The following is a 24401-nucleotide window of genomic DNA, read 5'->3' as shown; positions in this document are numbered from 1 at the left end:
GGGCAAAAACAGAGGCGATTAAAAAATGGAAAAGGCGCGCCAACCGGGGGTCGATGCGCCTTAGGGCAACCGTGGGCTGGCAAGAGCACCAGCGGCAGAGCTTACTTGCCCTTCTTGAACTGGGTGAACACGTTGCTCATGGATTCACGCGCTTCGTTGCTGAAGCTGGCAGGCGACACCATCTTCTTCAGGTTTTCGGCGTCGACAAACACCGTCTTGTCGCCAGCGATCTCGGGCGTCACAAATGGCAAGCTGGCCTTGTTGGCGTTGGCGTAGCTCAACTCGTTGGTCAGCGTGGCGGTGACTTCAGGCTTCAGGAAGTAGTTGATGAACGCCATGGCGTTGTTCGGGTGCTTGGCATCCTTGGGCACGGCCAGGTTGTCCATGAAGATCAGGCCGCCTGTGCTGGGCAGCAGCACTTCGATGTCGTTGCCGTTTTTGTTTTCAATGGCACGTGCCTTGGCGATGTTCATGTCGCCGGCCCAGCCGAGCGCCACGCAGGCTTTGCCACCGGCCAGGTCGTCGATCATGGCGCTGGAGAACAGGCGGATGTCGCTGCGCACTTTGGCCAGCATGGTGCCAGCGGCTTGGTGGTCGGCAGCGTCGTTGGAGTACGGGTTCTTGCCCAGATAGTGCATGGCGGGCGGAATCACCTCGGTCGGCGAATCCAGGTACGCAATGCCACACGACTTGAGCTTGGACGTATAGGTGGGGTTGAACACCAGGTCCCAGGCGTTTTCCGGCAAGGGCGTGCCGCCCAGGGCCTTGGTCACCTTGCTCTTATTGATACCCACCGTGGTGTAGCTCCAGGCCCAGGGCACCACGTATTCATTACCCGCGTCCACGCCGGCCAGCTTGGCCATCAGGTCGGGGTCGAGATTGCTGTAATTCGGGATCTTGCTTTTGTCGAGCTTGGCCAGCAGACCACCGTCGATCTGCGCCTTGACGAACACGGCCCCTGGCACCACCAGGTCGTAGCCGCTGTTGCCCGCCACCAGCTTGGCTTGCAGGGCTTCGTTGTTCTCAAAGGTTTGGTAGTTGACCTTGATGCCGCTTTCTTTCTCGAAGTTGGCGATCAAGTCCTTGGCGATGTAGTCGGGCCAGTTGTAGACGTTCAGCACCTTCTCTTCCGCAGGCTCGGCTGCGGGAGCACTCGCCACCGGGGCCGGGGCCGCTGCGGGTGCAGCCGCCTCCTCCTTTTTTCCGCAAGCAGCCAAAGCCAAAGCGGACAGTGCGAAAACCCAAAGACGCTTGTTCATAAAGCCGACTACTCCTGATGATGTACCGTTGAAAAAAGGAAGAAAACACGCCGCAAGACACGTGCCCGGCGGGGATTGTAAGAAAACTCGCGCCCTTCGCGGCGGATTTACCTTTTACGGCAACGGTCTAAGAGCCTGTTGACGGTCTAAAGATGCCGCCCCCGCACCCAGTCGCCGCTTTCGATCACCGGGCAGCCCACGGTGTAGCGGGGGTTGATCTCATACAGCACACACGTCAGGGTGCGCCCGTCGACCTGCACGGGGATCTCGCGCTTGAGGTATTCGTCCTTCTCTTCCGGGTAGAGCATCTCGATCTCGTCGAGCTTCAACTCCAGCGCGGGCTCGATGGCATAGACCTCGCCCACCACGGTACGACCTAACGGCCCCGGCGCCAACAACACCCCGGGGTAGGCGCCCAAATGGTGCATGACGCCCTCGATAGCCGCATGGCCCACAAACTGCGGCGCAGGGGCAAGGCGGGTGATGTCGTTGTCGTCGCCCTTGCGCAGGGTGCCGTAGACGAAGACATACCGAGAAGATGGACTGGAGGTTTCGGGCATGATGCGGGCCAATTCAAATAGAACAAGATCAGTTCAATCAGCGCATGAGTCTAATAAATTCGCAGCCCCGCCCCGGTGTCGCCTATCTTTGTTTGGGGTTGAGCATGTGTTTGGTGGGCAGCTACGTGGCCCTGTCAAAGCCGCTCGCCGCCGCCCTCCCCGTCTTTCTGCTGGCCTGGCTGCGCTTCGGCATCGGCGCGCTCTCCATGCTGCCGTGGCTGAAGAAGCCGGCCTCTGAAGCACCACTCTCTCCACGCCTGCGTGGCCTGGTGTTCATCGAATCGTTCTTCGGCAACTTTCTCTTCACCATCTGCATGGTCTACGGCGTGAGCATGACCAATGCGGTGTCGGCCGGCGTCATCATGGCCAGCATTCCGGCCGCCGTAGCCTTGCTCAGTTGGGCGCTGCTGGGTGAGCGCATCACGCAGCGCACCTGGGCTGCCGTGGCTTGCGGTGCGCTCGGCATCGGCCTGTTGTCGCTATCAAAACACGAGCTTCCCGCGCATGTTGAAAGCGCATCGCAAGGCCTTTTCTCTTACAGCAGCCCCATGCTGGGCAATCTGCTGGTGATGGCCTCGGTGTTATGCGAGGCGATTTATGCCGTGGTGGGTAAGAAGCTCACAGGGGCGCTGGGGCCGAAACGCATCAGCGCCCTCATCAACCTATGGGGACTGGTCTTGATGACGCCTATGGGCCTCTATCTGGCCTTGTCGTTTGATTTTTCAGCCCCGCCTGTGGGGGTGTGGGTGCTGTTGGTGTTCTATGCCTTGGCCGCGAGTGTGTGGACCGTGTGGCTGTGGATGACCGGCCTGCGCTCGGTGCCAGCGGCGCAGGCGGGGGTGTTCTCGGTGTTGTTGCCGATCTCTGCGGCGCTGGTCGGTGTGATGTTCCTGGGTGAGTCGGTCAACGCCATGCAACTGCTGGCGTTTGCGATTGCGCTGGCGGGTGTGGTGTTGGCGACCTTGCCTTCACGCTCCCCGGAGCTGCAAGACCGCGCGCTCTAACTCATGGCGCCCTAGACCAAGGCCTTGGTGCTGAGCACCATGCCATCGGCATCGGCGTACAACCAGTCGCCCGGCCGTACCCACACGCCCTGCACCAACACGGCTACGCTGCGCTCGCCCTCGTTGCGCTTCTCAGTGGGCAGCGGCATGCTGGCCAGCGCACGAATGCCCACCTGATGGGTGGCCAGCTCGGCCACGTCGCGCACACAACCGTCGATCACCACACCGGCCCAGCCATTGCGCGCCGCCGCCGCACCCAGGTTGCCGCCCAGCAGCGCACGGCGCAACGAGCCACCACCGTCGACCACCAGCACACGCCCCAGGCCGGGACTGTCGACCGCAGCCTTCACCAGGCTGTTGTCTTCAAAGCACTTCACGGTCTCGACCACACCATGGAACTGGCGCACAGCGCCGAAGTCGCGGAACACGGGTGGCAGCACACGAAAGCTGCCCGAGCTGTCGAGCTTGTGGGCGTCGCAGAGATCACAAGTAGCGAAGGTGGTCATGTCTTGAGGTCCTCATCAGAAATGCATGGCAAAAAGTAATCCGCGCAGAGCATGCCACGCACGCCAAACCATCGCAACGCAGCACACGATGCGACGCACAACCCACGCAACTTGAAGGCACTCAAGACACCACGGCATGCACGACGGATGTGTCTCGCAAGCCCTCTTTACGGCCTCAGAGGGCACCAAGCGTTGCTTTCTGACGTAAAACCGTGTGTTGTCAGAGAGAAAAATGCGCTTTTCCCCTTGGAAACGTGGTTCATCTCCAGTAGCATTTGCGCACCGGTAGAGAAGCCTCTTTTCGCTGGTGATAAATCCAAACCAAGAAGGACATCTTCAATCATGGCAACTGCAAAGAAAGTCGCAGCGAAAGCTGCTCCCGCCAAGAAAGCTGCACCAGCAAAAAAAGCAGCTCCGGCAACCAAAGTAGCCGCTAAGAAGGCAGCTCCGGCCAAGAAGGCCGCCGCTCCTGCGAAGAAGGCTGCAGCTCCTGCAAAGAAAGCTGCTCCGGCCAAGAAGGCCCCCGCAGCCAAGAAGGCTCCTGTCAAGCGCGCCGTCAACGCCGCTTTCATGAAGCCACTGACCCCCAGCGCAGCACTGGCCGCCATCGTTGGCGCAACGCCTCTGCCACGCACCGAAGTGGTCAGCAAAATGTGGGTCTACATCAAGAAGCACAAGCTGCAAGATGAGATCAACAAGCGCCTGATCAACGCCGACGCCAAGCTGAAGGAAGTGTTCGGCAAGGCCCAGGTCACGATGTTTGAAATGACCGGCCTGGTCGGCAAGCACCTGAAGTAAACCTTCAACGAGCGCATTCAGCGCCCACGAAAAAGCCGCACGCGTTGCGGCTTTTTTTCGTCTGTACGCACTCTCTATACCGTATGCATGCTTTTCAAATGGCTTGCCAAATAATCGAAATTGGCCCGCGCCGCAAGGCCTGCCCACCGGTGTAACAAATTTGTGACGCGTTAGCGACAAGTCCATAGCCCTACGACTTGTACATACAGGCACAGTTCATGCATAGTCCGCCGCCATGCATTTTTCCTTTCATTTAGTTCTAAACCAGTTCGGGGTTTCCGGGGTTGTTTCCAGCCCCGCTTTGGCGTCAGACTGCGGCCATGCCCACTAGGCAGCGGCTTCGCAACTGACTGCTCCCTCATAAAACTAATTCCCACGTTGACATGTTTCGTTTCCTGCTCACGCGCCTGAGCCTGATCATCCCTACCTTCATTGGGATGACGCTGCTGGCCTTTTTCCTCATCCGGCTGGTGCCGGGCGATCCCATTGAAACCATGGCCGGCGAACGCGGTATCGACCCCGCACGCCACGCCGCCCTGATCAAAGAGTACGGGCTCGACCAGCCCATGCTCACCCAGTACGGCATCTACATCGAACGCGTGCTGCATGGCGACCTGGGCAAATCCATGATCACGCAAGAGCCTGTGCTGCGCGAATTTGCCTCGCTGTTTCCTGCCACTGTGGAGCTGGCCGTGTGCGCCATGCTGTTCGCGCTGCTGATCGGCATTCCGGCCGGCATCCTGGCGGCGGTCAAACGCAACTCCATCCTCGACCACGGGGTGATGGGCGTCTCGCTCACCGGGTATTCAATGCCGATCTTCTGGTGGGGACTGCTGCTGATCCTGCTGTTCTCGGTGCAGCTTGGCTGGACGCCTGTGTCCGGCCGCATCGACGTCAAATACTTCATCGAGCCGACCACCGGCTTCTTGCTGATCGACACCTTGTTGTCCGATGAAAAAGGCGCCTTCTGGTCGGCCGCCTCGCACCTGATCTTGCCGATGATCGTGCTCGGCACCAACCCGCTGGCGGTGATTGCGCGCATGACGCGCTCGGCCATGCTCGAAGTGCTAGGCGAAGACTACGTGCGCACCGCGCGCGCCAAAGGCTTGCCGCAGATTCGTGTGGTGGCCGTGCATGCGCTGCGCAACGCGCTGATTCCCGTGGTCACGGTGATCGGCCTGCAGGTGGGCGTGTTGTTCACTGGCGCCATCCTCACAGAAACCATTTTTTCCTGGCCCGGCGTGGGCAAGTGGCTGATTGAAGCCATCTCGCGGCGCGACTACCCGGTGCTCCAAGGCGGCATCTTGCTGCTGGGCACCATGGTGATGGCGATCAACCTGTTGGTGGACATCACCTACGGCATCATCAACCCGCGCATCCGGCACCAGCACTGAGTTCACCCAAGATGAATACGCTTACCTCCTCCGCCGCAACGCCAGCCGTTGCCCCCGCGCCACCGCACCCGCTGCGCGAATTCTGGACCTACTTCAGCGCCAACAAAGGCGCCGTGGCCGGCCTCATCATCGTGGTCGGCGTGCTGCTGATCGCCTTGTTTGCCCCGTGGATCGCGCCCTACTCGCCCATCCAGACCAACAACGCCGCGTTCTTGAAACCGCCGTTCTGGCAAGAAGGCGGCTCCACCGCCAACCTGCTGGGCACCGACGCCATCGGCCGCGACATCCTCTCGCGCCTGATGCACGGCGCGCGCCTGTCGCTGGTCATCGGCATTGCCGTGGTGGCTATCTCGGTTGTCCTCGGCACCATTTTGGGTTTGCTCACCGGCTACTTCCGTGGCGTGTTCGAGATCGCCGTGATGCGCTTGATGGACATCATCCTCACGCTGCCGAGCTTGCTGCTGGCGATTGTGATCGTGGCCATTCTGGGCCCCGGGCTGATGAACGCCATGCTGGCCGTGGCCGTGGTGGTGTTGCCGCATTACGTGCGCATCACGCGTGCGGCGGTCATCTCTGAAGCCTCGCGCGACTATGTGACCGCCTCGCGCATGAACGGCGCCAGCCGCCTGCGCCTGATGTTCAGCGAAATCCTGCCCAACTGCACGGCCCCGCTGATCGTGCAGGCCTCGCTGGGCGTATCAACCGCCATTCTGGACGCCGCCGCCCTGGGTTTCCTGGGCCTGGGCGCCCAGCCGCCACTGCCCGAGTGGGGCACCATGCTGGCCGATGCACGCGAGTTCGTGCTGCGCGCCTGGTGGGTTGTCACCTTCCCCGGCCTGGCTATTTTGATCACGGTGTTGGCGTTCAACCTGCTAGGCGATGGCCTGCGTGACGCCCTCGACCCGAAACTAAAACGATAAGAGGCCTCCGATGGCACTACTAGAAATTGAAAACTTGTCTGTCGAGTTCCCCTCGCAGAACAGCGTGATGCACGCCGTGGACGGCGTCAGCCTGACGGTGGACGAAGGCGAAGTCCTGGGCATCGTGGGTGAATCCGGCTCCGGCAAAAGCGTGACCATGATGGCCTTGATGGGCCTGGTCTACTACCCCGGGCGCGTGCGCGCCGACAAGATGCGCTTCGCTGGCCAAGACCTGCTGACCTTGAGCCCGCGCGAGCGCAGCAAGCTCACCGGCAAAGACGTGGCGATGATCTTCCAAGATCCGACCACCAGCCTGAACCCCTGCTTTACCGTGGGCTTCCAGCTCAAGGAAACGCTGCGCCTGCACCTGGGTCTGGACAAAAAGGCCGCGCACCGCCGCGCCATTGAACTGCTCGAACAAGTGGGCATTCCCTCGGCCGAAAGCCGCCTTTCGGTCTACCCACACCAGATGTCGGGCGGCATGAACCAGCGCGTGATGATCGCCATGGCGATTGCCTGCAACCCGCGCCTGCTGATCGCCGACGAGCCCACCACCGCGCTCGACGTGACCATCCAGGCGCAGATCCTCGACCTACTGCGCAGCCTGCAAAAAGAGCGCGGCATGGCGCTGGTGCTGATCACGCACAACATGGGTGTGGTGTCTGAAATGGCGCAACGCGTGGCCGTGATGTATGCCGGCCAGGTGATGGAAGAACGCAAGGCGGCCGATTTGTTCAACTCGCCGCAACATCCCTACACCGAAGCGCTGCTCGCAGCCATGCCCGACCGCAGCGACGGCAGCGGCCGCCTGGCCACCATTCCCGGCATGGTGCCCGGCCTGTACGACCGCCCCAAGGGCTGCCTGTTCGCGCCGCGCTGCAGCTACGCCACCGAACACTCGCGCGCCGAGCGCCCGCTGCTGCGCGCCTGGGCCGACGGCAAGGTGCGCTGCCACTACCCGCTGGGAGACCCGTCGCGCGACGCACAACGTGCCCAAGACAAACCGGTCGGCATTGCGGCCGCCATCGCTGCGGAGGTGCAAGCATGAGCACGCCCATCGAAAAATCAAACGGCAACGCCCCCGTGTTGGTCGCCAAGGACCTGAAGCAGGTCTACAACATCAGCCGCGGCATGTTCCGCCCGGCAGCGCAACTGCAGGCCGTAGGCGGCGTGTCGTTCCAGGTGCAACGGGGCCAAACGCTGGCCGTGGTGGGTGAGTCTGGCTGCGGCAAGTCCACCCTGGCGCGCATGGTGTCGCTGATCGAAAAGCCCACCGCCGGCAGCCTGATGCTGGGCGAGGTGGATGCGGTCAACGCCTCCAGCGAGCAGATGCGTGCGTTGCGCCGCACGGTGCAGATGGTGTTTCAAAACCCCTATGGCTCGCTCAACCCGCGCCAGAAGATCGGCCAGGTGCTGGAAACCCCGCTGGCCATCAACACGCCGTTCGATGCCGCCGAGCGCGCCAGCCGCGCCCGCGACATGCTGGCCCGCGTGGGCCTGCGCCCCGAGCACTACGCCCGCTACCCGCACATGTTCTCCGGCGGCCAGCGCCAGCGTATCGCCATTGCGCGTGCGCTGATGCTCAACCCCTCGGTGGTGGTGGCCGACGAGCCGGTCTCCGCGCTCGACGTGTCCATCCAGGCGCAGGTGCTGAACCTGCTGGCCGACCTGCAACACGAGTTTGGCCTGGCCTACCTGTTCATCTCGCACGACCTGGGTGTGGTGCGCCACATCGCCCACGACGTGTTGGTGATGTACCTGGGCCATGCGGTCGAGCAAGGCGACAAGAAGAGCGTGTTCGCCAAGCCGCTGCACCCGTACACCCAGGCGCTGCTGGCGTCGACGCCCGGCATCGCCGGCCAGGGTGTCGCGCGCCAACGCATCGTGCTCAAGGGCGAACTGCCCTCGCCGCTGAACCCGCCCAAGGGCTGTGTGTTCTCGACCCGCTGCCCGTACGTCACAGAACGCTGCCGCGTGGAACGCCCGGTGCTGCGCCCGCTGGACGGCCGCTTGGTGTCGTGCCACGAGGCCGAGCGTGTGGCCGATGGTGTGGCGGTGCCTAACACCGCAGCCGCCGCTGTTGCCGCCTAAAAACGAGTTGTCTACTTTGCATTGCGCACAGTCGATTCGTTTCCTATCATTCTGTGCAGGTCTGCAACCCCAGACCCGCACGTTGTCCCGGTGCAAAGGCGTAACCCGCCTGCGCGCTTTTCAGTCTGCTGCGTTGCAGCCATTCAATCGAAGGAAGTCGTCAAGATGAACCAGTCCCTCCCCCGCGCGGCTGTTGGCCGCCAACGCCTGCGCCCGCTACAGCGTGCTCTGCTGGGTGCCGCCTTGGCCGTGCCCGCTTTGCTGGCCTTGACCCCCGTCGCCTCGTCAGCCAAGACCCTGGTCTACTGTGCTGAAGGCAGCCCTGAAAACTTCTACCCCGGTGTGAACACCACGGGTACTTCGTTCGACGCCAACGAACCCATCTACGACCGCCTGGTCGGCTTTGAGCGCGGCGGCACGAAGGTGGTGCCCGCCCTGGCTGAAAAGTGGGACATCTCGGCTGACGGCAAGGAATACGTTTTCCACCTGCGCAAGGGCGTGAAGTGGCACAGCAACAAGAACTTCAAGCCGACTCGCGATTTCAACGCAGACGACATCTTGTTCGCCTTCACCCGCCAGTGGAAAGAGGACGACCCGTACTTCAAGGTCACCAGCCCCAACCACTCGTACTTCAACGACATGGGCATGCCCAAGCTGCTGAAGTCGGTCGACAAGGTGGACGACTACACCATCAAGATCACGCTGAACGCACCTGAAGCACCTTTCCTCGCCAACCTGGCCATGCCCTACGCTGCCATCCAGTCGAAGGAATACGCCATTGCCATGCTGAAGGCTGGCTCCCCCGAGAAGATCGACCAGGAGCCTATCGGCACCGGCCCGTTCTACCTGGTGCAGTACCAAAAAGACTCGATCGTGCGCTACAAGGCCTTCGCCCCTTACTGGGCTGGCAAAGCGAAGATCGACGATCTGGTGTTCGCCATCACGCCCGATCCATCGGTGCGCTGGGCCAAGACGCAAAAGGGTGAGTGCCATGTCATGCCCTACCCCAACCCAGCTGACCTGGACATCATCCGCAAGGACCCCAACATCACGGTGCTGGAGCAACCTGGCCTGAACGTTGGCTACCTGGCCTACAACACGCAAAAGAAACCGTTTGACGACGTGCGCGTGCGCAAGGCCATCAACATGGCCATCAACAAGAAGGCCATCATCGACGCGGTGTACCTGACCACCGGCGTGGCGGCGAAGAACCCCATCCCGCCAACGATGTGGTCTTACAACAATGCCGTGAAGGACGACGCGTACGACCCAGCCGCTGCCAAGAAGCTGCTGGCCGAAGCCGGCCATCCCAACGGTTTCACCACCGACCTGTGGGCCATGCCTGTGCAACGCCCCTACAACCCGAACGCCAAGCGTATTGCCGAGCTGATGCAAGCCGACTTGGCCGCCATCGGCGTGAAGGCGGAGATCAAGAGCTTCGAATGGGGCGAGTACCGCAAGCGCATGCAAGCTGGCGAACACCAGATGGGCATGCTGGGCTGGACCGGCGACAACGGTGATCCAGACAACTTCATGTACACCCTGCTGGGTTGCGCATCAGCGCAAAGCGCCAGCGGCTCCAACATCGCCAAGTTCTGCTACAAGCCGTTTGAAGACTTGGTGCTGAAGGCCAAGACCGTCAGCAGCCAAAAGGAACGTGCCGCCCTGTACGAAAAAGCGCAAGTGATTTTCAAGGAACAAGCCCCTTGGTTCACCATCGCCCACGCCGTGCAGTTGAAGCCCGTGCGCAAGGAAGTCATCGACTTCAAGCTGAGCCCATTTGGCCGCCACGTGTTCTACGGCGTGGACATCAAGGAATGATGTTCACACCCCCAGCCTTGACGGGCTGGGACTCTTTGTGAAGTTTGAGGGCCGGTTTTCACCGGCCCTTTTTTATGCATCAAATTGAGCATCCTGGCTTGCTGACCAAGCGTAAGGCGCTTCCATTTTCGATACAACCTCCAAAAATCAAAGCAGCTAAAAATACGGCATTGCCGTATAATTCGATGCATGAGGACAGTCGCCGAAACGCCCATCTTCCAGCGTTATGCCGCAGAGATCTGGAACCCCAGCGAGCTTGCTGAATTCGTCAACTGGATTGCGGCTAACCCCGATGCTGGCGATCTCATCAAAGGCAGCGGTGGTTGCCGCAAGGTGCGCTGGACTGCTTCAGGCCGAGGCAAAAGCGGCGGCGCGCGCGTAATCTATTTCAATGTTCTGGATGAGACCATATGGTTGCTCATCGCGTACACCAAAGGCAAGTTCGACAACTTGCCAACCGCTTTCCTGATGGAACTGAAACAAGGAGTTGAAGATGCCATCTGACATGAAAAAATTCCAACAAGACTTGCTGGAATCCGTGAAGCAAATGAAGCGTGGCCAAGCCGCGCGCATCACCAAAGTCCAACTCCCGGCAGCCGCCGAAGCGCGGGCGCAGGTAGGCTTGTCTCAGCAGGACTTTGCCAGCTTGCTCGGCGTTTCTGCACGCACGCTGCAAGACTGGGAACAGGGACGGCGCGAGCCCACCGGTGCTGCTAAAACCTTGCTGCGGGTGGCAGTGGCGCACCCCGAAGTTTTGCGCGAACTACACGGTTGAACCCTCAGACCGTCGATTCACAAAGTCGTCAGAAGAAGACAAAGGGCCGGTGCGAACCGGCCCTTTTTATTTCCCAAAAACATCAAACTGGAGCCACATCACGGCCCTCTAATCCAGCGGCCAGGAAACACTCTTGGGCAGCGTGATCTCTTCGGGTGCGTGCGTCTTCTTGGCGGGCTGCTTCGCCGCTACTTTCATCTTGCGCCACCAGGGGTCAACACGGTCCACATGTCGCGGCTCAATCGCTTCGCCCAAACGGGGCATGGCCAGTTGAACGCCAGCGCGGCTGCCTTGCGCCAACAGCGCCTCTGCGGGCTGATCCCACGCATGGGTAGCGAGTTTGAAAGTGCCCCAGTGCACAGGCAGAAAAGTACCGCCGCCCAATAAAGCGTGCGCTTTCAGGGCGTTGTCCGGCCCCAGGTGCATATCGCCCCAGGCAGGGTGGTATGCCCCCACTTCCAGCATCACCAAGTCGAACGCACCCAGGCGCTCACGGATCACACGGTACTCGTCCGTCAACCCCGTGTCGCCGCTGAAGAACACTGAATGGCGTGCTGACCGAATCGCAAACGAAGACCACAGCGTGGCATTGCGATCCGACAACGAGCGCCCGGAAAAATGCTGAGACGGCGCTGCCGTCACCGTGACTTCGCTGCCCGGCACGCGATGCGACTCCCACCAGTCCAATTCGACGATGCACTCGGGCCGCACACCCCAGGCCTCCAGATGCGCCCCAACCCCCAGCGACGTCACAAACGGCACTTCCCGCTTGGCCAATTCGCGGATCGTCGGGTAGTCCAGGTGGTCATAGTGGTCGTGTGACACCAGCACCAGGTCAATGGGTGGCAAGGCCTGCAATGACACGGGCACTTCTTGAAACCGCTTGGGGCCGATCAAGCTGAACGGCGAAGCGCGTGCGCCCCATACCGGATCGGTCAACACACGCAGCCCTTCAATCTCGATCAGCACCGTGGAATGGCCGAGCCACGTGGCGCGCAGTCCGCTGGACGGCGGGCGCGCCCATGAGCGCAACGGATCGACCGATGGCAAAGGCCCATTCGGTGCGGTGTTTTCGTCACCGAAGATCAACTCGCGCATGCTGGGCATCTGCCCCTTCTCCCGTAAACCGCTCTGGATCGGATGCAGGTTGCGAAAGCCCTGGCCATCCCAACGCGGCGACGCTTGGATGCGTTCCAGGCGTAAGCCTTCTGATTTTTTGCCTAACGATTTCAAAACGCTGCCTTCCTTCCAACACGGCTTTCGAGAGCCGGGTCAGGGCCTCGTACCAAGTGAGCCAAACGAGCCAAGTAGCGACTCGTTCTTGACACCTGAGGCACTGAGCTTGGTTTTCAAGCAGGCGTTCACAATACTTTGCATCGCGCTGCCGCTGGTAACGCGCGATGCCCCTCGTCACAAGCTAAACATCAAAAGGTTTTGCCAACCGACAACAGCGCCGTGGTCTTGCCCAAGCGTCGCGCATCCTGCCCAGCCGAATTGCCAGCTTGGTAGTAACGGTCGTCGGCGTCGGTGCCCACAACGGCCGCCGTGAAGTTCAAGCCCGCCCAGGTCTTGCCCAGCGCCACACGGTAGTCGGTGTAAGACAGCGCGTTGTAGCGGCGCACGGCGGTGTGGCCCACATGCAGCGTGAGCGTGGTGGCGTTGCCCAGATCGACGTTGTAGTTCAGGTCAAGATAAGCCGTGCCGCGCGAGCTGCCTTGGTCGGGCAAGGCGTTGAAAAACGCGTACCCTGCAGTGCTGCCGTTGAGGCCAAAGTAGTCGGTTACCGCGTACGACAGCTTCGCGTTGAAGGCGCCCACCGTGGCACCTGCATACACCTCGGTGGTGTCGTACTTCTGACCTGTGGGCGTGGCAGGTGCACTGTTGAGCCGGGCGCTGGGGTAGAGGTAGCCGAGGACGCCGATGTCCAGCAATGTGCCACTTACCGGCTCGAAGCGGTAACCGCCGTAGAGATCAACTTCCAGGCTCGCGCCGTTGTTGTAGCTGTTGGACGAAACGCTGGAATTCCAGTTGCCCAAGTACCACCCGCTGGCGTGCGTGTAGTCCAAGCCGCCTTGCACTGCCGGGCGCCCCCAACTTTGCGAGATGCCACGGAAGCGGTAGTCGGTGACCAGGGTGAGGTTGCCAGTGACGGTGTGCTCAGGTGCCGCTGCGGTCGGGGCTTCGGTCTGCGCTTGTGCTCGGGTGGCGATGGTGCCCAGCGTGGTGAAAGACGTGGCGCACAGCAAAGCCAGCGCCCAGGATTTTGTGGGTTTGTAGGTCATGTCGAAAAAGGAAAAAGGAAGAAACCGTGCGCTCAAGAAGACGTGTCTAAAAACTTTTCAATAGCGCGTCAATGGCGCACGTGGAGAGACGCCTCTGTGGCGCCATCAAAGAGATCGATGATGCTGCCCACCTCGCCCGACGGCACACTCTCCAGCACCTCGTGCATCACCTCATGGCTGTGCCCTGCCGGAAAGCGGATCTCCAGCTTCACACGGTGATCCTTCTGCGGCGAACAGCGTTGGATCACCGCACCTGCGCCCACGCCCACACAAGTGGCCAAGGCACGGCGCACGAGAGACGCCTCGCAGGCGTCCACCGTCACAGTCATCAACTGAAAGCGCTGCGGAGCGCGGCGCGGTGAGGCCATGGCATCGGTACCCAGCAGCACCTGCCGAAACAACATCAAACTCATCTTTTCTCCAACGTGCTTTCGAATGAAATCACGAGGAAAGAAGCTTAAAAATGACAGCGTAAAAACGGGCTTTAAACAATGCCGGTGCGTGCAAAAAAAGTATCAATGCCGGCCGCCCGATAGCCCCCTTACATACCGACACCATCGACCGTCACGCAAGGCTCAGCCGTCGGCGCATCGGTCGGACAAAATCCGACTCCACTTTCATCCGAGGATTCTTGTGCAAATGCGTTTTTCAGATTTCGATGCTCTCGCGTTTGCGGGTGGCGGCAACCGCTGCTGGTGGCAAGGGGGTCTGCTCACCCATCTCTTTGAAAAGGGCTGGACACTACCGCCCTCGTTGGTCGGCACCAGCGCAGGTGCGGCCATGGCGGCGTCTTGCATGACCATCGGGCCCGAGGCTGCGTTAGCAAGCTGTATCCGCCTCTACGCAGACAACCAGCGCATGTTCAAGTGGCGCGGCTTGGCCAAACTGAAGCTGCAGTTTGCGCATCAAAAAACCTACCCGGAATGGATTGCGTCCATCGTCAACCCGGCCACGTTCCCCACACTCCAGCAAGCCAAGCAGAAACTGCAGGTGGCCATTGCCCGGCCCGCAACGCTCTTGGGCAAACACGGCAGCATCGTGGCGGGCACACTGGCCTATATCGTCGACAAAAAAATCAGCCATGGCATTCACCCACGCTTGCCCAAGTGGCTGGGGCTGCACCAAGAGTTTCTGCAACTGGAACAATGCGATTCGGCCGAGGCCGCGCAAGACCTGTTGAATGCGGCAGCCGCCGCGCCGCCGTTCACGCTCCCCATCACGCTCGGCGGGCAGTGGGCATTTGATGGCGGGTATGTGGACAACGCGCCCATTCCCGCTGCATCGCCTGAGGGCAACACGAAAACGCTCGTCCTGCTGACCCGCCATTACCCCAACTTACCCGCGTACTTTGAACGCGACGGCCGTGCGTACTGGCAACCCAGCCAAGCGGTGCCCGTGTCCACTTGGGACTGCACTGCCAAATCGACGGTGCAGCAAGCGTTTGACCTGGGCGTTCGCGATGCCAAGGCCTTGTTCGCGAAGTTTCCCTTTCTCCACCGAAACGGGGCTTGACTACTCCGCCGTCAGCCCCGACTTCTTCACCAAGTCAGCGTACTTCACCACCTCCACCTTGATTTGCGCGGTAGCCGCCTCGGGTGTGCTGGGGTTGATGGTGTTGCTTTGTTTGGCCATGGCCTCTTTCACGTCGGGCGCGGCGAAGGCGGCAACCACGGCGTCGTGGATGCGCTTGACCTGCGCGGCGGGCAGCTTGGGTGGTGCGGCCACGGTGAACCAGCCTTCGGCCTCGTAGCCCGGCAGGCCTTGCTCGGCGATGGTGGGGATGTCGGGTGCGGCACTTGCGCGCGTTTTGCTGCCCACGCCGATGGCCACCAACGCGCCGCTCTTCAAGTGCCCAGCAATCGCGGGCAAAGCTACCATGCCAAAGTCGACCTGGCCACCAATCAAGTCCGTGACCATGGGGCCCGTGCCCTTGTACGGAATGTGCCGCGCTTGCACACCAGCCATGTCCAGGAACGACGCAATGCCCAATTGCAAAATGGTGCCGTTGCCCGATGAGCCATAGTTGTAGGCATCAGGCTTGGCTTTGAGCAGCGCAATCAACTCCTGCGCCGTGCGCGCCGGCACCTTGGCCGGGTTGACCACGATCACCAAGGGGGTGGAGCCCACCACGCTGATGTAGGTGAAGTCGGTCACCGTGTCATACGGCATCTTCTTGAACACGCTGGGGTTGATGACATGGTTGTTCGACAGGATGCCGATGGTCATGCCATCGGGTGCGGCCTTCGCCAAGGCCGAAGCACCGGTGAGGCCGCCCGCGCCGGGCAGGTTGTCGATGACCACCGGCTGCCCCAAGGCTTTGCCCAGCGCAGGGGCCGCCGCACGGGCGATGCCGTCCACGCCCGAGCCGGCGCTGATGGGCAGGATCACCCGCACGGGGCGGTCTATCGCTTGCGCCATGGCCGAGGTGGTGGCCACGGCGGCCAGCAACGCGGCTGAAAGCCAACGCGCGGTGGATTGGAGTTTTCTGGTGTTCGTGGTTGTGTTCATGGTTTTGTCTCCTTCTTTTTGATTACTTGAGGCTCGGTATCAAGGCCGGCCCAACCATTCTGAAAGCACCGCTTCGGTGTGCTCGCCCACCGCAGGCAGCGGGCTGCGCACGCCGGGCCGATGGCCCCCCATGGTCAGCGGCAGCAGCACGACGTCGGTGGTGCCACCATCGTCGATGGTCATGGGCACCAAGCCGCCGCTGGCACGCAGGTGTGGGTCGTCCAGCAGTTGCTCGGGCCGCATGATGGGCGCGTAGGGAATGCCTGCGGCTTCGAGCTTGGGCGCGAGTTCATCCACATGGTGGTGCTGCAGGATGTCGCCCAGCCGCTGCAGCAAGGCGGGCCGCACGGCCACGCGTAAAGCATTGTTGGCGAGAGTCGGGTCTTCTGCCAAGTCCGGCCTTTCCAGCACGCGGCACAGGGTCAAAAACTGTTTGTCGCTCACGGCGCCGATGAACAGTTGCTCGCCACCGGCCAGCGTGAACACGTCGTACACGCTCCAGGCCGACACGCGCGACGGCATGGGCGGCGGCGGTTCGCCGGTCATCGAATATTGCTGCATGTGCTGTGACGAGAGGAACACGCAGTTCTCGAACAACGCGCTTTGCACCTCTTGCCCACGCCCCGTGCGCTCGCGCTCGCGCAGCGCGGCCAGCACGCCGATAGAGCCAAACATGCCGCCCATGATGTCGTTGACCGAAGTGCCTGCGCGCAACGGGCGCCCCTTGGGCCCGGTCATGTAAGACAGGCCGCCCATCATCTGCACCACTTCATCCAGCGCCAACCGGTTCTCGTAGGGGCCGGGCAGAAAGCCCTTGTGCGACACGTAGATCAGCTTTGGGAAGCGCGCCGACAGGGTGGCGTAGTCCAACCCAAAAGAAGCCATCAGGCCCGGGCGAAAGTTCTCCAGCACCACGTCGCAGGCACCTGCCAGCTCGGTGGCGGTGGCACGGCCTTCTTCAGTGGTGATGTCGAGCACCACACTTTTCTTGTTGCGGTTGAAGCTGCGAAAAAATCCTATGCCCAAGCCTGGTAGCTTGCGCGTTTTGTCGCCACCGGGCGGCTCGATCTTGATGACCTCGGCCCCCAGGTCGGCCAGGATCATGCCGCAGGTGGGGCCCATCACCATGTGGGTAAATTCGAGCACACGCACACCTTCCAGAGGCAAGGCGCGGGGTGCTTCAACAGAGCTTGGGTTCATACGTTTGAGTTCTCTTCGGAAAAAGTGCGAGGCAAACCGGCACGCCACAACGTGCCATGCAAGGTTTCACCGGCCAGCCAACCGGCCACCTGCGCACGCAGCGCCAGCAAGGGGGCGATGGCCAAACCGGTGCGGATGCCCATGCTGGCCAGCATGTAGGCCAGGTCTTCGGTGGTGACGTTGCCGCTGGCACCGGGTGCATGCGGGCAGCCGCCAATGCCGGCCAGGCAGGCGTCGAATCGCGTCACGCCCACGTCGAGTGCGGCCAGCACATTCGCCAGGCCCAGGCCACGCGTGTCGTGGAAGTGGCCGCACCAGAAACGATCGCCCGCGATCTGACGCGCTTGGGCAAACAAGCCGCGCACCTGCGCGGGGTCGGCATAGCCCACGGTGTCGGCCAGGCTCACGCGGTCGGCCCCGGCGTCCAGCAAGGCCAGCATCAGCCGCAGCACTTCAGAAGGTTCCACACGGCCCTGCAGCGTGCAGCCAAAGGCCGTGCCCACGCCGCCTTCAATCAAGGTTTTGCTGCCCGCTGCATCGCGTGCGGCGCGGATCTTGGCGACCTCGGCCACCACGTCGTCTGGGGTTTTGCGCAGGTTGGCCAGGCTGTGTGCGTGGCTCGCCGACAGCGGCACCAGCATCAGGTCGGCCTTGGCTTCGATGGCGGCCTCGGCGCCGCGCAGGTTGGGCACCAGCACCGAGGTGAACAGGCCGGGCAGCGTTTTGGCAAAGGCCACCAGTTCGGCGGTGTCGGCCAGTTGCGGCAACAGGCGGGCGGGCACAAAAGAGCCGACTTCAATTTCGCGTTGGCCCGCAGCGTAGGCGGCTTGAATCCACTCGCGCTTGTGCGGCGTGGGCAAGATGGTGGCGATGCTTTGCAGGCCGTCGCGCAGGCCGACTTCGCGTATCACGGCCGAGCGGGGCCATGATGGCGGTTCATTTGACTCTGCATGTGACGCTATGGCGTTCATTCGTGTTGTCTCCTTTAAGAACCTGTTCACGATCTCTCTAGGGCCGCGTAGGCACCTTATCAGGATGCACTGCTAGGCGCAAAACCCAAGCCAAGGCTTCTGCCTTGGCTGGTTTTGTAACGACGCAGGGCGCCCGAGAAGGTGCCTGCCCTGCGGGTTGGGGTGAAATCGGGCGATTTGTCTGCCATAGCCCTTGCATGGGCAGAGAGCCCATGCGGCGGTCTCTGACAGTCAACTCATCCCGATTGCACCCCAACGCGGCCCTAGGGAGATCGTGAACAGGTTCTTAGGGCTAGGCCTCACTTTAGACATTCCACGATGGATTAAAAGCGTTAATATGGAACGCCAAAAATTCCAAACCGGAACTTCATGCGCGACCTGGACATCACCAGCCTGCGGCTCTTTGTGGCGGTGTGCGAGGCGCGCAGCATTGCGCGCGCCGCCGAACTGCAGCACATGGTGCCCTCGGCCATCAGCAAACGCCTGGCGCAACTGGCCAACAGTGTGGGCGTGCCGCTGTTCGAGCGCCACCGCCGTGGCGTGGTGCCCACCGATGCCGGCGAGATGCTGCTGGAGCACGCGCGCGGCATGCTGGCCGGGGCCGATCGCCTGGCGCGCGACATGGCCTCTTACGGGCGCGGCGTGAAGGGGCAGGTGCGGATGCTGGCGTCGGTATCTTCCATTGCCGAGTTTCTGCCGGACGACATTGCCAGCTTTCTGCAAGCGCCCGCGCATGCCGAGATCCGCGTCGACATCGAAGAAAGCCTGAGCCGCGACCTGGTGCGCGCCATCCGTGAAGGCACGGCGCCGCTGGGCGTGTGCTGGGACGCGGCCGACCTGGAAGGCCTGCAGACCCGACCCTACCGCAGCGACCACCTGGCCATCGTGGCGCACGCCAACCACCCTATCGCCACCCTTCCCCACTGCAGTTTTGCGCAGACGCTGGACTACGACCACGTGGGCCTGCCGGCCAGCACCGCCGTGCAGAGCATGCTGATCCGCGCGGCGGCCATCATCGGCCGGCCGTTGAACTACCGCGCCGTGGTGTCGACCTTCGATGCCTCGCTGCGTTGCGTACGCGCGGGCTTGGGCATTTCAGTGGTGCCGCAAGAAACCGTGGGGCCATCGCCGCATGCCGATGTGTGCGTGGTGCCGCTCACCGACGCCTGGGCGCAGCGCAACTTTGCGATTTGTTTTCGCGATGCGGCTGCCCTGTCGCCCGCTGCACGGCTGCTGGTGGCGCACCTGGAGAGCTGCGCCGTGCAGGCTCAAACCCTTCAGAAAAAGAGGCGCCCGGCACGCCCGCGATAAACACAACACCCCCCGTTTTGGATGGCATTCACACACTCGCCACTCAACAGTCACAAAATCGTCGCGGCGTTTTGATGCAATCGGCGAACCGTTCGCCCTTGCGCGGACAGGAGTCCGTACCCGTGTCCGCCACCGTCCCTGCGCCGCTATCTGCGCCAGCCCGCACCCCTGTGCGTGCCCCCGTCTCTAACGTCATCGGCCGCCGCCTGCTGGCCACGTTTGGCTGTGTGCTGGCCCTTACGCTGGCCGGCTCCGGCATTGGCGCCAGCGCGCTGCACCGCATCGATGAAGCCACCCGCGCCGCGATCACCCAAAACCTGGCCACCGAGCGCCTGGTGGCCGACGCCTACCGCCTGCAAACACTCAACGCCGAGCGCTACAAGGCCATGGCCTTGAGCTCGGAGCCCGAGGTGGGCGACATCCTGGCCGCCGACATCTCGCAAACCGCCACGCGCTATGCCGCGCTGCTGCAACAGGTGGACAGCCAGATCAGCACCGACGCCGAACACACACAGTTGCAGCAGGTACGCAACGCAGGCCAGGCCTTCGAGGCCGCCGTGAAAGAACTGATCGCCGCACGCGACAGCGGCCTCACCGAGCGCATCCGCCAGGTCTACAGCCAACGCTTCCAGCCCAGCGCCGCCAGTTTGCTGGATGCGCTGGGCGCACTCGCCACCAGCCAACGCACCGCCATCGACGCCGCAGGCGCCGACATTGCCGAACGCAGCCAGCAGGCGCAACTGGCGCTGCTGCTGTTTTGCGTGGCCGCACTCGGCCTCGGTGGTGGACTCACCCTGTGGCTGATGCGCCGCATTTCGCAGCCCATCCAGCTCGCCAGTGCCACCGCAGAACGCGTCTCAGACCTCGATTTGCGCCAAGACATTCACGGCCACACGCGTGACGAAGCCGGCCAACTGCTGCTCGCCTTGGGCCGCATGCAGGGCGCGTTGCGCGAACTGGTGCAGCGGGTGCGCGGCTCGGCCCACGGTGTGCGGCTGGCTGCGAGTGAAATCGCCCAAGGCAACGCCGACCTCTCGGCGCGCACCGAAGACGCCGCCTCCAGCCTGCAGCAAACCGCTGCGGCGCTGGAGCAGGTCACCCGCAATCTGGCCCATGCAGGCGACGCCGCCGCCCATGCCGAGAGCCTGGCGCAAACGGCGTCACAAGTGGCGGTTGACGGTGGCGCCGTGGTGGCCCGCGTGGCCCACACCATGCAGGACATTCAGCAAGCCTCGCACCAGGTGGCCGACATCATTGGCGTGATCGACGGCATTGCCTTCCAGACCAATATCTTGGCGCTGAACGCTGCCGTGGAAGCGGCGCGCGCGGGCGAAAGCGGGCGCGGCTTCGCCGTGGTGGCCTCCGAAGTGCGCCAGTTGGCCATGCGCTCGGCCGATGCCGCGCGGCAGATCAAAGCTTTGATCCACAGCACCGTGCAGCACGTGGAAGCCGGCAACACCCTGGCCACCGATGCCGGGCAAGCCGTGAACCGCACCGTGGCCGCCATCCAGGCCGTGGCCGACACCATGCGCCATGTGACCAGCGCCACCCAGGCACAGCGCCAGGACATCGGCCAGATCAACACCGCCGTGTCACAGCTCGACCAGATGACGCAGCAGAACTCGGCGCTGGTCGAGCAGTCGGCGGCGGCCTCTGAAGGCCTGCGCCACCAGGCCCAGGATTTGGCGGAGTTGATCAGCCGCTTCACACTGCCGGAAGCACCGCGCCCCACTCTGCTGGCCCCAAAACCGTCGCCACGTTAGGGTTTTCTGCGCTGGCCAAAGCGCCACATCACATCATGCAACTCATAATGTTTCATGAAAACAGATAGCCGACTCTCGGGCGTTCTCCACATCCTGCTGCACATGGCCGAGATGGACGGGCCCGCCACCTCCGAGGCCCTGGCCACCGCCATGCACACCAACCCGGTGGTGGTGCGCCGGCTCATGACGGGGCTGCGCCAGGCGGGGTTTGTCGCGTCAGCCAAAGGCCATGGCGGCGGCTGGGTGCTGTCGTGCCCGCTCAGCAAGGTGACGCTGGGCGACATCCACGCCGCACTGGGCGCGCCCAGCCTGCTGGCCGTGGGCCACCGCAATGACAACCCCGCCTGCCTGGTTGAACAAGCCGTGAACCAGGCGCTGGGCACGGCCTACCAGGAGGCCGAGGCGCTGCTATTGGCGCGGCTACACAAGGTCACGCTGGCCTCGCTCTCAGAAGACTTTCATCGCCGCATGTTGGCCGGCGGCTTTTCTCATAAGGACTTTTCTCATGACATTGAACACACCAGTTGATGTTGTCATCGTCGGCGGCAGCTTCGCTGGCATCTCAGCGGCACTGCAGTTGGCGCGCGCACGGCGCCGCGTGGTGGTGGTGGACGCGGGCCAGCGGCGCAACCGCTTTGCCAGTGCATCGCACGGTTTTCTGGGGCAAGACGGACGCCCGCCAGCCGACATCGTGGCCGATGCACGCCAGCAGTTGCTGGCCTACCCCAACGTACGCTGGATCGACGGAACGGCAGAACGCGCCGAGAAATCGGCCGACCCGCATCGGGTGGAATTCACCGTGCACACCTCTGGTGAAACCCTGCGCACCCAACGCCTGCTGCTGGCCACCGGCGTGGTCGATACGCTGCCGCCGATTGAGGGCTTGCAAGAGCGTTGGGGCCAATCCGTGTTCCATTGCCCGTATTGCCACGGCTATGAGCTGGACAACGGCCACATCGGCGTGCTGGGCGTCAACGCCATGTCGCAGCACCATGCGCTGCTGTTGCCTGAATGGGGCACGGTGACACTGTTCCTGAACAACAGCTTCACGCCCGATGCCGAGCAGGCCGCCGCGCTGGCTGCGCGTGGCGTCACTGTCGAGGCCACGCCGATCGCCCGGCTGGAAAACACGGCCACGGTGGTGCTGACCGATGGCCGACATGTGCCGCTCGCGGGCTTGTTTACGTTAAGCCAAACCCGCGTCGCCAGCCCGCTGGCGGCGCAACTGGGTTGCGCTTTCGACGAAGGCCCGCTGGGCGCCTACATCCGGCGCAACGAGCTGTTTGAGACCACCGTGCCCGGCGTGCTGGCGTGCGGCGACGCGGCGCGCATGTTTGGCAATGTGGCGATTGCGGTGGGCGATGGCGCGGCGGCCGGGGCATCGACCCACCGCACGCTGGTATTTGGCCTTTCGGCCTCTTAAGAAAAAAGAGCCTCCCACGCTTATCTAGCGCACGCAAGAAGCTCTCATTTCGATAGCAAACGCGCTTCCGCCGCACGCGTGATGGCGGTGAGCGTGCCGCGCGTGGTGATCACTTCAGGGTCGAGCACCACCTCGATCAACGTGCCCTCGGACCGCTCCAACGCCGCCAGCAACGCGGCCTCAAAGTCTTTGCTGTCGGTGAGGCGCACCGCCGCATAACCATAGGCTTGCGCCAAGGCCACGAAGTTCGGGTTGCGCAGTTGTGTGCCACTGACGTTTTGCGGGTACTCGCGCTCCTGGTGCATGCGGATGGTGCCGAGCATGCCGTTGTTCAGCAGCACGATGATGGTCTTGGCGCCGTACTGCACGGCGGTGGCCAGCTCCTGGCCGTTCATCATGAAGTCGCCATCACCCGCAATGGTGAACGCCAAACGCCCGGTGGCAATGGCCGCGCCAATGGCGGCGGGCACACCGTAGCCCATGGCGCCATTAGTGGGTGCCAACTGCGTCTTGTAGCCTTTGGCCAGGCCGTGGTGTTGGTAGAAGCGGTGCATCCAACTGGCGAAGTTGCCCGCGCCGTTGGTCACAAAGGTGTCGGGCGGCAGGTGGCGCTGCAGGGTCTTGATGATGGCCGGCATGTCCACCGGGCCCGGCAGGGCCTGGGGCTGCAGGTTCTCCAGGTAGTCGGCGTTGGCCGCTTGCGCCCACGCGTCCCATGGCAGCTCTACCGGCGCGGTCAACACTTCCAGCGAGCGCGCGGCGGCGTTCATGGTAGCGTTGATGGCCAGGTCGGCCTGGTACACGCGGTTCAACTCTTCGGCGCTGGCGTGGATGTGCACCAGCTTTTGTTTTGGTTTGGGCGCTTCGATCAGTGTGTAGCCGCCGGTGGTCATCTCGCCCAGGCGCGGGCCAATGGCCAGGATCAAATCAGCCTCGCGCACACGGGCGGCGAGTTTGGGGTTGATGCCAATGCCCACATCACCAGCATAAAGCGGGTGGTGGTTGTCAAAGGTGTCTTGAAACCTAAACGCGTTGCCCACGGGCAGGCGCCAGTTCTCGGCGAAGCGCTGCAGAGCCTGGGCCGACTGCGGCGTCCAGCCGCTGCCGCCGGCTATCACCAGCGGGCGCTGGGCGGCCAGCAGCATGCTGCGCAGGGTGCGCAGCGCGCCGGGGTCGCTCCAGGCTTGCACGGCCTCTACGCGTGGCATGGGCTCCACATCCACCGTTTGCGTGAGCATATCTTCGGGCAGCACCAGCACCACGGGGCCGGGGCGGCCGTTCATGGCGGTGGCAAAGGCGCGGGCTACATATTCAGGAATGCGCTTGGGGTCGTCGATGCGCTCCACGCGTTTGGCAAAACCCTTGGTGCTGGGGCCGAAGAAGCTCTGGTAGTCCACTTCCTGGAACACTTCGCGGTCGCGCGAGTCGCTGGCCACGTCGCCGACAAACAGCACCATGGGCGTGGAATCTTGAAACGCCGTGTGCACCCCGATCGAGGCGTTGGTGGCGCCCGGCCCGCGCGTCACAAAACAAATGCCGGGGCGGTTGCTCAGCTTGCCGTGGGCCTCGGCCATAAAGGCAGCGCCGCCCTCCTGGCGGTTGATGATGAACTGGATCTGCTCGCGGTAAGCGTGAAAGCCGTCGAGCACGGCGAGAAAACTTTCACCCGGCACACCAAAGGCGTGGGTCACGCCCTGCTGCACCAGGCACTGCACCAGCAAGTGGCCGGCGATCTGAGTGGTCATCGAAATCCTTGAATCGGTTGGTTGTACTGGATTTACAGCGCAAGAGCCATGCCGCACAGCGAACGCAAAG

The 24401-nt window shown here is 62.6% G+C and carries 24 protein-coding genes; 14 read left to right on the top strand and 10 right to left on the bottom strand.

The genetic code is table 11. The features are described 5' to 3' along the window. Positions 1–101 precede the first annotated feature (101 nt). On the bottom strand, positions 102–1259 hold the full coding sequence (locus ACPWMG_RS08760) for an extracellular solute-binding protein (protein ID WP_483304257.1): 1158 nt from the start codon (positions 1257–1259) through the stop codon (positions 102–104). 146 nt (positions 1260–1405) lie between these two features. Next, a complete protein-coding gene (locus ACPWMG_RS08755) occupies positions 1406–1819 on the bottom strand; it encodes a gamma-glutamylcyclotransferase family protein (RefSeq protein ID WP_483304256.1) in 414 nt (137 codons plus the stop codon). A 104-nt stretch (positions 1820–1923) separates the two neighbouring features. On the opposite strand from ACPWMG_RS08755, the gene ACPWMG_RS08750 reads away from it, so the two are divergent. Beyond that, entirely contained in the window at positions 1924–2823 is a 900-nt protein-coding gene (locus tag ACPWMG_RS08750; RefSeq protein WP_483304255.1) for a DMT family transporter, read from the top strand. Between the two features lie 11 nt (positions 2824–2834). On the opposite strand, the gene rraA is transcribed toward ACPWMG_RS08750, so the two are convergent. Then, positions 2835–3329, bottom strand: a complete 495-nt coding sequence (rraA, locus tag ACPWMG_RS08745; protein WP_483304254.1) for a ribonuclease E activity regulator RraA — start codon at positions 3327–3329, stop codon at positions 2835–2837. 342 nt (positions 3330–3671) lie between these two features. On the opposite strand from rraA, the gene ACPWMG_RS08740 reads away from it, so the two are divergent. The 8 genes from ACPWMG_RS08740 to ACPWMG_RS08705 all read left to right on the top strand — a co-directional run bounded on the left by ACPWMG_RS08740 (position 3672) and on the right by ACPWMG_RS08705 (position 11128). Beyond that, entirely contained in the window at positions 3672–4127 is a 456-nt protein-coding gene (locus tag ACPWMG_RS08740) for an SWIB/MDM2 domain-containing protein (protein ID WP_483305210.1), read from the top strand. A gap of 383 nt (positions 4128–4510) precedes the next feature. Further along, a complete protein-coding gene (locus ACPWMG_RS08735; RefSeq protein WP_483304253.1) occupies positions 4511–5521 on the top strand; it encodes an ABC transporter permease subunit in 1011 nt (336 codons plus the stop codon). Positions 5522–5532: 11 nt separating this feature from the next. Continuing rightward, positions 5533–6441, top strand: coding sequence for an ABC transporter permease subunit (locus ACPWMG_RS08730; protein ID WP_483304252.1), 909 nt, complete (start codon positions 5533–5535; stop codon positions 6439–6441). A 10-nt stretch (positions 6442–6451) separates the two neighbouring features. Further along, positions 6452–7489, top strand: coding sequence for an ABC transporter ATP-binding protein (locus tag ACPWMG_RS08725; protein WP_483304251.1), 1038 nt, complete (start codon positions 6452–6454; stop codon positions 7487–7489). Further along, positions 7486–8532 (top strand): peptide ABC transporter ATP-binding protein, encoded by a 1047-nt coding sequence (locus tag ACPWMG_RS08720; protein WP_483304250.1) that lies wholly within the window; start codon positions 7486–7488, stop codon positions 8530–8532. Before ACPWMG_RS08725 ends, ACPWMG_RS08720 begins: the two co-directional genes overlap by 4 nt. 165 nt (positions 8533–8697) lie before the next feature. Beyond that, entirely contained in the window at positions 8698–10353 is a 1656-nt protein-coding gene (locus tag ACPWMG_RS08715; RefSeq protein ID WP_483304249.1) for an ABC transporter substrate-binding protein, read from the top strand. 189 nt (positions 10354–10542) lie between these two features. Then, positions 10543–10857, top strand: coding sequence for a transcriptional regulator (locus ACPWMG_RS08710; RefSeq protein WP_483304248.1), 315 nt, complete (start codon positions 10543–10545; stop codon positions 10855–10857). 1 nt (position 10858) lies between these two features. Beyond that, positions 10859–11128 carry a helix-turn-helix domain-containing protein gene (locus ACPWMG_RS08705; RefSeq protein ID WP_483304247.1) on the top strand — a complete coding sequence of 90 codons (270 nt, stop codon included), beginning with the start codon at positions 10859–10861 and terminating at the stop codon, positions 11126–11128. A gap of 108 nt (positions 11129–11236) precedes the next feature. On the opposite strand, the gene ACPWMG_RS08700 is transcribed toward ACPWMG_RS08705, so the two are convergent. From ACPWMG_RS08700 to ACPWMG_RS08690, 3 genes are all read right to left on the bottom strand, one after another. After that, positions 11237–12361, bottom strand: a complete 1125-nt coding sequence (locus ACPWMG_RS08700) for an MBL fold metallo-hydrolase (RefSeq protein WP_483304246.1) — start codon at positions 12359–12361, stop codon at positions 11237–11239. 191 nt (positions 12362–12552) lie between these two features. Next, positions 12553–13410 carry a TorF family putative porin gene (locus ACPWMG_RS08695; protein WP_483304245.1) on the bottom strand — a complete coding sequence of 286 codons (858 nt, stop codon included), beginning with the start codon at positions 13408–13410 and terminating at the stop codon, positions 12553–12555. 68 nt (positions 13411–13478) lie between these two features. After that, positions 13479–13823, bottom strand: a complete 345-nt coding sequence (locus ACPWMG_RS08690) for a hypothetical protein (protein ID WP_483304244.1) — start codon at positions 13821–13823, stop codon at positions 13479–13481. 226 nt (positions 13824–14049) lie between these two features. Here ACPWMG_RS08690 and ACPWMG_RS08685 point away from each other — a divergent pair, with 226 nt between their 5' ends. Then, complete coding sequence (locus ACPWMG_RS08685) at positions 14050–14922, top strand: patatin-like phospholipase family protein (protein ID WP_483304243.1); 873 nt, start codon at positions 14050–14052, stop codon at positions 14920–14922. On the opposite strand, the gene ACPWMG_RS08680 is transcribed toward ACPWMG_RS08685, so the two are convergent. The 3 genes from ACPWMG_RS08680 to ACPWMG_RS08670 are packed head-to-tail and all read right to left on the bottom strand — an operon-like array spanning position 14923 to position 18089. Further along, a complete protein-coding gene (locus ACPWMG_RS08680) occupies positions 14923–15918 on the bottom strand; it encodes a tripartite tricarboxylate transporter substrate binding protein (RefSeq protein WP_483304242.1) in 996 nt (331 codons plus the stop codon). A 39-nt stretch (positions 15919–15957) separates the two neighbouring features. Beyond that, on the bottom strand, positions 15958–17118 hold the full coding sequence (locus ACPWMG_RS08675; protein WP_483304241.1) for a CaiB/BaiF CoA transferase family protein: 1161 nt from the start codon (positions 17116–17118) through the stop codon (positions 15958–15960). Further along, the gene (locus ACPWMG_RS08670) at positions 17115–18089 is read right to left on the bottom strand and encodes a hydroxymethylglutaryl-CoA lyase (protein WP_483304240.1); all 975 of its coding nucleotides are present in this window, start codon (positions 18087–18089) and stop codon (positions 17115–17117) included. The genes ACPWMG_RS08675 and ACPWMG_RS08670 overlap by 4 nt, the downstream gene beginning before the upstream one ends. Positions 18090–18458: 369 nt before the next feature. Between ACPWMG_RS08670 and ACPWMG_RS08665 the strand changes: the two genes are divergently transcribed. The 4 genes from ACPWMG_RS08665 (at position 18459) to ACPWMG_RS08650 (ending at position 22586) form a co-directional block, all read left to right on the top strand. Beyond that, positions 18459–19400, top strand: a complete 942-nt coding sequence (locus ACPWMG_RS08665; protein ID WP_483304239.1) for a LysR family transcriptional regulator — start codon at positions 18459–18461, stop codon at positions 19398–19400. A 122-nt stretch (positions 19401–19522) separates the two neighbouring features. Continuing rightward, on the top strand, positions 19523–21163 hold the full coding sequence (locus ACPWMG_RS08660) for a methyl-accepting chemotaxis protein (protein WP_483304238.1): 1641 nt from the start codon (positions 19523–19525) through the stop codon (positions 21161–21163). A 54-nt stretch (positions 21164–21217) separates the two neighbouring features. Next, on the top strand, positions 21218–21691 hold the full coding sequence (locus tag ACPWMG_RS08655) for an Rrf2 family transcriptional regulator (protein WP_483304237.1): 474 nt from the start codon (positions 21218–21220) through the stop codon (positions 21689–21691). Next, on the top strand, positions 21669–22586 hold the full coding sequence (locus ACPWMG_RS08650) for an NAD(P)/FAD-dependent oxidoreductase (RefSeq protein WP_483304236.1): 918 nt from the start codon (positions 21669–21671) through the stop codon (positions 22584–22586). Before ACPWMG_RS08655 ends, ACPWMG_RS08650 begins: the two co-directional genes overlap by 23 nt. A 44-nt stretch (positions 22587–22630) precedes the next feature. Here ACPWMG_RS08650 and ACPWMG_RS08645 read toward each other — a convergent pair whose 3' ends face one another. Then, a complete protein-coding gene (locus ACPWMG_RS08645) occupies positions 22631–24331 on the bottom strand; it encodes a thiamine pyrophosphate-binding protein (protein ID WP_483304235.1) in 1701 nt (566 codons plus the stop codon). Positions 24332–24401: the final 70 nt, after the last annotated feature.

This window comes from Hydrophilobacter chitinilyticus (assembly GCF_049860745.1).
In the GTDB taxonomy this organism is placed as follows: Bacteria; Pseudomonadota; Gammaproteobacteria; order Burkholderiales; family Burkholderiaceae_C; genus Rhodoferax_B.
This window is presented reverse-complemented; position numbering and strand designations above follow the sequence as displayed.